General features: G+C 68.7%; 10 protein-coding genes. 9 read left to right on the top strand and 1 reads right to left on the bottom strand.

The annotated features are described in order from the left end of the window. Positions 1-150 precede the first annotated feature (150 nt). Positions 151-801, bottom strand: coding sequence for an HAD family hydrolase (locus BIU97_RS04590; protein WP_175472407.1), 651 nt, complete (start codon positions 799-801; stop codon positions 151-153). 37 nt (positions 802-838) lie between these two features. Here BIU97_RS04590 and BIU97_RS04585 point away from each other — a divergent pair, with 37 nt between their 5' ends. The 9 genes from BIU97_RS04585 to BIU97_RS04545 all read left to right on the top strand — a co-directional run bounded on the left by BIU97_RS04585 (position 839) and on the right by BIU97_RS04545 (position 8525). After that, entirely contained in the window at positions 839-1513 is a 675-nt protein-coding gene (locus tag BIU97_RS04585) for an L-threonylcarbamoyladenylate synthase (RefSeq protein ID WP_071255930.1), read from the top strand. After that, entirely contained in the window at positions 1510-2736 is a 1227-nt protein-coding gene (locus tag BIU97_RS04580) for an MraY family glycosyltransferase (protein WP_071297158.1), read from the top strand. The genes BIU97_RS04585 and BIU97_RS04580 overlap by 4 nt, the downstream gene beginning before the upstream one ends. Then, complete coding sequence (locus tag BIU97_RS04575) at positions 2733-3254, top strand: hypothetical protein (protein WP_071255925.1); 522 nt, start codon at positions 2733-2735, stop codon at positions 3252-3254. The genes BIU97_RS04580 and BIU97_RS04575 overlap by 4 nt, the downstream gene beginning before the upstream one ends. Before the next feature lie 106 nt (positions 3255-3360). Then, positions 3361-4221 (top strand): F0F1 ATP synthase subunit A, encoded by an 861-nt coding sequence (atpB, locus tag BIU97_RS04570; protein WP_254782895.1) that lies wholly within the window; start codon positions 3361-3363, stop codon positions 4219-4221. 61 nt (positions 4222-4282) lie between these two features. After that, complete coding sequence (gene atpE, locus BIU97_RS04565) at positions 4283-4525, top strand: ATP synthase F0 subunit C (protein ID WP_017885749.1); 243 nt, start codon at positions 4283-4285, stop codon at positions 4523-4525. Between the two features lie 9 nt (positions 4526-4534). Next, entirely contained in the window at positions 4535-5089 is a 555-nt protein-coding gene (locus BIU97_RS04560; RefSeq protein ID WP_071297157.1) for a F0F1 ATP synthase subunit B, read from the top strand. Between the two features lie 2 nt (positions 5090-5091). Further along, positions 5092-5886: a F0F1 ATP synthase subunit delta gene (locus BIU97_RS04555; protein ID WP_071297156.1), complete on the top strand. Its 795-nt coding sequence runs from the start codon at positions 5092-5094 to the stop codon at positions 5884-5886. A 107-nt stretch (positions 5887-5993) separates the two neighbouring features. Further along, on the top strand, positions 5994-7622 hold the full coding sequence (gene atpA / locus BIU97_RS04550; protein ID WP_071297155.1) for a F0F1 ATP synthase subunit alpha: 1629 nt from the start codon (positions 5994-5996) through the stop codon (positions 7620-7622). Next, positions 7623-8525, top strand: coding sequence for a F0F1 ATP synthase subunit gamma (locus tag BIU97_RS04545; protein WP_071255917.1), 903 nt, complete (start codon positions 7623-7625; stop codon positions 8523-8525). It begins immediately after the preceding gene. Positions 8526-8569: the final 44 nt, after the last annotated feature.

Here is an 8569-nt window from a genome sequence, read left to right as displayed (position 1 = left end):
GCGATGGGACGGAACGTGCGGGGCGGGCGCGGGGCGGGCCTCCTGGCCGGGCCAGCCGAGCTGTGCCGCTCATGGGGAGCCCCGTCGTTCCTGCTGCCGACGCGCGGTTCTGCTTCCCCTGCCGTGCGTGACGGGACGGAACGCGCGCGGTCAGGCGACGGGGGAGGCCTCGCGCTGGGCGGCGACGAAGGCGCGGACGTGGTCGCGCAGGTCGGTGTCGTGCTCGACCAGGACCGCGTGGATGCCGACGCTGCGGGCCCCCGCGACGTTCTCCGGCATGTCGTCGGCGAAGAAGGTGCGCTCGGCGGGGACTCCGTGGTGTTCGAGCGCGCGGAGGAAGACCTCGGGCTCGGGCTTGCGGGCGCCGAAGTTGCTCGAGGTGTCGAGGTGCTCGCCGAAGAGCTGCGGCAGCGACGGGGCCCACTCGTGGATCCAGCGGCCGGCGAGGGGGCCGTTGTTGGTGAGGAGCCCGACGCGCCCGTGCTCGCTCGCGATGCGGACCGCCTCGATGCGCTCGGGCAGCTCGGTCATCGCGGCCCCGCGGATCCGGGCCCACTCGGCTTCGGGGACGTCGCACTCCATGGCCTCGGCGAACGCCGTGAGGTAGGCGTCGGCGTCGAGGAAGCCTCCGGCCTCGGCCCGCTGCTCGTTCCCGGAGTCCCACCAGCGGCGACGGAGTTCCTGGAACTCGTGCCCGGTGAAGTCGGAGAGGGCGGCCATCCGGACCCGCCAGTCGTACCGGACGAGCACGTCGTCCATGTCGAAGAGGAACAGGAGCGGGGGCGCGGAGGTCTCGTTCACGATGTCCTCCATTGTGTCGCACTATCATCGTCGAGTCATGGCATCCCGATACGACTGCACCGACTCCGACGGGCTCCTGACCGGGATGCGGCTCGCACGAGCCGCGCTCGGACGCGGAGAGCTCGTCGTCGTCCCCACCGACACCGTCTACGGCGTGGCCGCGGACGCCTTCAGCGCGACGGCGGTCCAGCGGCTGCTCGACGCGAAGGGCCGGACGCGGCAGTCGCCGCCGCCGGTGCTGATCCCGGGGCCGCCGACGCTCGACGCACTGGCCGTCGACGTGCCGCAGGCCGTGCGCGACCTCGTCGCGGAGTTCTGGCCGGGTGGTCTGACGGTGATCCTCCGGGCGCAGCCCTCGCTCGACTGGGACCTCGGCGAGACGCGGGGCACGGTCGCCCTGCGGATGCCGGACTCCCGGATCGCGCTCGAACTGCTGCAGGAGGTCGGACCGTTGGCGGTGTCCTCCGCGAACTCGACGGGCGACCCCGCGGCGATGGACGCGGACGACGCCGAACGCATGCTCGGTGACAGCGTGGCCGTCTACCTGGACGGCGGCCCGATCGAGCTGCACGACGGCTTCGAGGCGTCCACGGGCTCGACGATTGTCGACGCCACCGGGCTCTCCGACGGCGGCACGTTGCGCATCGTCCGTCACGGTGTGATCCCCGACGAGGAGATCATCCGGGTCGTCGGAGCCGACCTCGTCACATGAAGTACTACCTGCTGGCGGGGGCGATCGCCGCGGTCGTGAGCTTCTGCGTCAGCTGGCTCGTCTGGAAGCTCGGGCTCCGGTACAAGTGGTACCCGAAGGTCCGCGAGCGGGACGTGCACCGGACCCCCACGCCGCGGCTCGGCGGGATCGCCATGTACCTCGGCGTCATCGCCTCGCTGCTGGCCGCCTGGTTCCTGTTCCCCTCCATCGCGGGGACCGACTACTTCCGGCTGGTGTTCTCGGAACCCGGCCGGGTGCTGGCGGTGCTCGGCGGAGCGACGATCATCGTCGTGCTCGGTGTCGCCGACGACATCTGGGACCTCGACTGGATGACGAAGCTCGCGGGGCAGATCATCGCCGCCGGCATCCTCGCGTGGCAGGGCGTGGCCATCGTGTCGCTGCCCATCGGGAACACGCTCGGCGTCGGATCGTCGTACATGAGCCTGATCTTCACCGTGCTCGCGGTGGTGCTCGTGATGAACGCCGTGAACTTCATCGACGGGCTCGACGGTCTGGTGGCGGGCGTCGCGATCATCGCCGGTGGCGTGTTCTTCCTGTACACGTTCTTCATCAACCGCGTGGTCGTCGAGACCGAGTTCTTCTTCAACCTGCCGTCGCTGCTCACCGCGGTGCTCGTCGGCTCGTGCTTCGGCTTCCTCATCCTCAACTGGCACCCCGCGAAGCTCTTCATGGGCGACGCCGGCGCCCTGCTCGTCGGGTTCCTCATGGCCACGAGCGCGGTGTCCGTGACCGGGAACATCGACCCCGCAGCGGTGCAGACACGCCAGGCGCTGCTGCCGGCCTTCATCCCGATCCTGTTGCCGTTCGCGATCCTCATCGTGCCGATCCTGGACTTCGGGCTCGCGGTGACCCGGCGGCTCAGCGCGGGCAAGTCGCCGTTCTCGGCGGACCGGAAGCACCTGCACCACCGCCTGCTCGACATGGGGCACTCGCACTTCCACGCGGTGCTGATCTTCTACGCGTGGACGGCCACCGTGGCCTTCGGCTGCCTGCTGTTCCTGTTCCTCGACTGGTACTGGGTCGTCACCTTCGTCGCCGTCGGCTTCACGGTGTGCGCCGTCGCCACCTTCGCGCCGCTCGGCCGGAAGCGCACCGAGATCGCCGCCCAGACCGCCAACCGTTCCGCCGCCGTGGTGGACCCCGCCCTCGACCCGCTCGACCGGGCAGCCAACGACCGCACGATCCCTGGAGACATCACGTGACCGCACCGAACGCGCTCGACCACGTCCGGCCGGTGTTCCGCCGCATCATCCTGTGGGGCGCCGTCCTCGCCGTCGCCCTGGCGGTGGTCGGGGGAGTCGTCGGTCTGCTCGTGGCCGACACGCCCGGCCTGCTCGGCGGCCTGCTCGGCGCCGTGCTGAGCGTGGTGTTCCTCGGACTCACCGCGGTCAGCGTCCTCGTGGCGCTGCGGGTCTCGAAGGGGCAGATGATCTCAGGTGCCTTCTTCGGCATCGTGATGGGTACCTGGCTGCTCAAGTTCGTGGTGTTCATCGTGGTGCTCGTGCTGTTGCGCAACCAGGACTGGGTGGACTTCCCGGTGCTCGCCTTCGTGATCATCGCGGGCGTCGTCGGCTCGCTCGTCATCGACGTGGTCGCCGTGGCCAAGGCCCGCATCCCCGTCGGGGTCGCGCTGCCGGGCGACAGCGGGTACCCGTCGGGCGGCACGCAACAGGTGTCGGGCGGCTCCACGGAGCCTGGGAAGTCCGGTCCGAGCGACTGAGAAGCCGGGAAGCCTCTCGCACCTGATAGGCTTCTCGGAGTCCGCCACCGGAGCCTGCGCTCGGAGCGGACGAGCCTCCACAACGTCCACCATCGCGTGCCATGATGTGCGCGCGCCGACACAGGAGACAGCGCTGCTATCCCACGCTCTTCCCCTGTCCCTCTCCGCTGCGGTTGACACCGTCGCGGCGGGGAGCAGCAAGGCCGCCGAGTTCCATGGTCCGTCGATCAACGAGTTCTTCCCGGATGCGATCTTCTTCGCCGGGACGCCGTTCGAGATCGATCGGCTCGTCCTCATCCGCTTCTTCGCCGTTGCCGTGCTCCTGGTGTTCGCGTTCGTCGGCACCCGTGCACTGAAGCTCGTGCCGGGTCGCGGTCAGGCGTTCATCGAGTACGCGTTCGACGTCGTCCGCCGCAACACCTTCGACAACCTCGGAGAGAAGGACGGCAAGCGCTTCCTGCCGCTCCTCGCGACGATCTTCTTCGGCGTGCTGTTCATGAACCTGACCGGTCTGATCCCGGGCATGAACCTGGCCGGCACGAGCCGCATCGCGATGCCGATGGTCCTCGCGATCGTCGCGTACCTCGCCTTCATCTACGCCGGCCTCCGCAAGCACCCGGGCACGTTCCTCCGGAACTCGCTCTTCCCGCCCGGGGTGCCGTGGTTCCTCTACATCATCGTGACGCCGATCGAGCTGGTCTCGACCTTCGTGCTCCGTCCGGTGACGCTGACGCTGCGACTCCTCATGAACATGGTCGTCGGGCACCTGCTGCTCGTCCTGTTCTTCTCGGCCACGCAGTTCTTCTTCTTCGACGCTTCCCTGGGCTTCAAGGCCTTCGGCGTCGGCACCATCGCGTTCGGCATCGCGTTCAGCTTCTTCGAGGTCCTCGTCGCGCTGCTCCAGGCCTACGTCTTCATGCTCCTCACCGCCGTCTACATCCAGCTGGCGCTGGCCGACGAGCACTGATTCCTCACTGACCCCCTACGGGGCCGACGACCGTCGGGCCCGCACCTCGAAAGGAAAACACGTGGACGCAACGACCGTTCTCGCGGAGATCAACGGCAACATCGCGACGGTTGGCTACGGCCTCGCAGCGATCGGCCCGGCCATCGGCGTCGGCATCGTCGTCGGCAAGACGATCGAGTCCGTCGCTCGCCAGCCCGAGCTCCAGGGCCGCCTGACGACCCTCATGTACATCGGTATCGCCTTCACCGAGGCCCTGGCCTTCATCGGTATCGCCACGTACTTCATCTTCACCGGCACCAACTAAGGCTCCTCGATGCACAACGCACTCATCATCGCGGCGGAGGAGACGCACAACCCGCTGATCCCGCCGGTGTACGACATCGTGTGGTCGTTGCTTGCCTTCGTCATCATCTTCCTGGTGATGCGCTACGTGGTCACGCCGCGCATCACGAAGATGCTCGATGAGCGCACCGAGGCCATCGAAGGTGGCATCAAGAAGGCGGAAGCTGCGCAGCAGCAGGCCGCTGCGGCGCTCGACGAGTACAACAAGCAGCTCGCCGACGCCCGTGCCGAGGCATCCCGCATCCGCGAGCAGGCCCGCGCCGACGCCACGGCGATCGGCAACGAGGTCCGCGAGCAGGCGGCCGCCGATGCAGCACGCATCACGGCGAACGCCCAGGCGCAGATCGAGGCCGAGCGGCAGAGCGCCGTCCAGGCACTGCGTGCCGAGGTCGGCACCCTCGCGCTGGACCTCGCGTCCGGTGTGATCGGTGAGTCCCTCAAGGACGACGCCAAGTCGACCGCCGTCGTCGACCGCTTCCTCGCCGACCTCGAGGCCTCGCAGGCCACGAAGACGGGGGAGCACTGAGCATGCGCAGCGCTACCAGAGAAGCACTCGCGTCCACCAGGGCGGTGCTGACGGACCTCGGTCCGAGCGCCGACCTGGCCGCGGGTGCCGAGATCCTCGCCTCCGGGCGAGCGATCGCCGGTGCGCCGCAGCTGCTCGGGCTGCTGTCCGACCCGACGGCCGACCCGGCCGGCAAGAAGGTCCTCATCGACCGCGTCTTCGCCGGACAGTCGGACGCGACGCGCGCGGTGCTGACCGCGGTGGCCGGCTCGCGCTGGTCCTCGCAGCAGGACCTCCTCGCGGGCATCGAGGACGCGGGCATCCGCGCCGTCGCCGCCACCGCGGGTGCCGAGTCGCCCATCGAGTCGGAGCTGTTCGCCTTCGAGACCGCCGTCCGCTCGGACGCCGGCCTCGAGCTCGCGCTCGGCACGAAGCTCGGCAGCCCGGACCAGAAGGGTGCGCTCGTCGAGCGTCTCCTCGGGTCCAAGGCGTCGCCGCAGACCGTGACGATCGTCTCCGCGCTCGTGCAGCAGCCCCGTGGCCGCCGCATCGGCGAACTGGTCCGCGATGCCTCGCGCATCGTGGCCGAGCAGAACGGCAAGCTCGTCGCCACCGTGGTCACCGCCACGGAACTGACGACCGCCCAGTCGGCCCGCGTCGCACGCGGTCTGGCCGAGCGCTACGGCAAGGACATCAGCATCAACCAGGTCGTCGACCCCTCGGTCGTCGGCGGGGTCCGGGTGCAGATCGGCGGGGACGTCATCGACGGCACCGTGTCCACGCGGCTCTCGGAGCTCCGGCTCCAGCTCGCCGGCTAGGCGTACGGTCGAAGCCGCTCCTCCCAAGTCCACAACGGGAACTGCCGAGTCCGGCAGCGTCACCCTCTCGGAGCCGAAGGGCCCCGGAAAACCACAAGGAAAATCCCATGGCAGACATCACCATCAGCCCCGATGAGATCCGTGATGCCCTGAAGGACTTCGTCTCGAACTACGAGCCGACGAAGGCCTCCACGGCCGAGGTCGGGCACGTCACCGACGCCGGTGACGGCATCGCGCACGTCGAGGGCCTCCCCGGCGTCATGGCCAACGAGCTCATCCGCTTCCAGGACGGCACGCTCGGCCTCGCGCAGAACCTCGACGAAGACGAGATCGGCGCCATCGTGCTCGGCGAGTTCGCCGGCATCGAGGAGGGCATGGAGGTCACCCGCACCGGCGAGGTCCTCTCCGCCCCCGTCGGCGACGGCTTCCTCGGCCGTGTCGTCGACCCGCTCGGCGCCCCGATCGACGGTCTCGGCGAGATCGCAGCCGAGGGCCGTCGTGCCCTCGAGCTCCAGGCCCCGGGCGTCATGTCCCGCAAGTCGGTCCACGAGCCGCTGCAGACCGGCATCAAGGCCATCGACGCGATGATCCCCGTCGGCCGCGGTCAGCGTCAGCTGATCATCGGCGACCGCCAGACCGGCAAGACGGCCATCGCGATCGACACGATCATCAACCAGAAGGCCAACTGGGAGTCCGGCGACGAGAACAAGCAGGTCCGCTGCATCTACGTCGCCATCGGTCAGAAGGGTTCCACGATCGCCTCCGTCAAGGGCGCGCTCGAGGACGCCGGTGCGATGGAGTACACGACGATCGTCGCCGCTCCCGCGTCGGACCCGGCTGGCTTCAAGTACCTCGCCCCCTACACCGGCTCGGCCATCGGCCAGCACTGGATGTACCAGGGCAAGCACGTCCTCATCATCTTCGATGACCTGTCCAAGCAGGCCGAGGCCTACCGTGCGGTGTCGCTCCTCCTGCGTCGTCCGCCGGGCCGCGAGGCCTACCCGGGTGACGTCTTCTACCTGCACTCCCGTCTGCTGGAGCGCTGCGCGAAGCTGTCCGACGAGCTCGGCGCCGGTTCGATGACGGGTCTCCCGATCATCGAGACCAAGGCGAACGACGTCTCGGCGTACATCCCGACCAACGTCATCTCCATCACCGACGGCCAGATCTTCCTGCAGTCGGACCTCTTCAACGCGAACCAGCGTCCGGCCGTCGACGTGGGCATCTCGGTGTCGCGCGTCGGTGGTGACGCCCAGGTGAAGTCGATCAAGAAGGTCTCCGGCACGCTGAAGCTCGAGCTCGCGCAGTACCGCTCGCTCGAGGCGTTCGCGATGTTCGCGTCCGACCTCGACCAGGCGTCGCGTCGCCAGCTGGACCGCGGTGCCCGCCTGACCGAGCTCCTCAAGCAGCCGCAGTACTCGCCGTACCCGGTCGAGGAGCAGGTCGTCTCGATCTGGGCCGGCACGAACGGCAAGCTGGACACCGTCCCGGTGCCGGACGTGCTCCGCTTCGAGTCCGAGCTGCTCGACCACCTGCGTCGCAACTCCGACGTCCTCACGACCCTGCGCGAGACGAACCAGCTCAGCGACGAGACCGTCGCCGAGATGGAGAAGCAGATCGACGAGTTCTCGAAGAGCTTCCAGACGAGCGACGGCAAGACCCTCGGCTCCGAGCAGTTCGATGCGGCTGACGCCGAGGACGTCGACCAGGAGCAGATCGTCAAGGGTCGTCGCTAGATGGCAGCGCAGGTCCGGGTCTACCGACAGCGAATCAAGTCCGCGAAGACCACGAAGAAGGTCACCCGCGCGATGGAACTGATCTCGGCGTCGCGGATCCAGAAGGCGCAGGCCCGCATGGCTGCGTCCGGCCCGTACTCGCGAGCCGTGACGCGTGCGGTGTCGGCCGTGGCGACGTTCTCGAACGTCGACCACGTGCTGACCACCGAGCCGGAGTCCTCGACCCGCGCGGCCGTGGTGCTCTTCACCTCGGACCGCGGTCTGAACGGTGCGTTCAGCACGAACGTCCTCAAGCAGGGCGAGGAGCTCGCCTCCCTGCTCCGCAGCGAGGGCAAGGACGTCGTCTACTACCTGGTCGGCCGCAAGGCCGTCGGGTACTTCGCGTTCCGTGAGCGCGCGTCGGAGCAGCAGTGGGTCGGCAACACCGACCAGCCGGAGTTCTCGACGGCCAAGGAGATCGGCGACGCCGTCGTGGCGAAGTTCCTGCAGGACACGGCCGAGGGTGGCGTGGACGAGATCCACATCGTCTTCAACCGCTTCCTGAGCCTGGCGACCCAGGAGCCGCAGGTCGTGCGCCTGCTCCCGCTCGAGGTCGTCGACGGCGTCGAGGAGCCCGCGGGCAACGAGCCGCTGCCGCTCTACGAGTTCGAGCCGGACGCCGACGCGGTGCTCGACTCGCTGCTCCCGGTCTACATCGAGAGCCGCATCTTCAACGCCATGCTGCAGTCGGCTGCTTCCGAGCACGCCGCCCGTCAGAAGGCGATGAAGGCGGCCAGCGACAACGCCGACTCGCTGATCCGTGACTTCACCCGACTCGCGAACAACGCGCGTCAGGCGGAGATCACCCAGCAGATCTCCGAGATCGTCGGCGGCGCCGACGCCCTCTCGTCGAAGAAGAAGTAGTCCGCGTCGTTCGCGGACAGATACCCACCCTCAGGAAGGCACCA

Source organism: Curtobacterium sp. MCBA15_009 (assembly GCF_001864895.1).
In the GTDB taxonomy this organism is placed as follows: domain Bacteria; phylum Actinomycetota; class Actinomycetes; order Actinomycetales; family Microbacteriaceae; genus Curtobacterium.
Note: the sequence above shows the minus strand (reverse complement) of the source record. Positions and strands in the feature narration are given on the sequence as shown.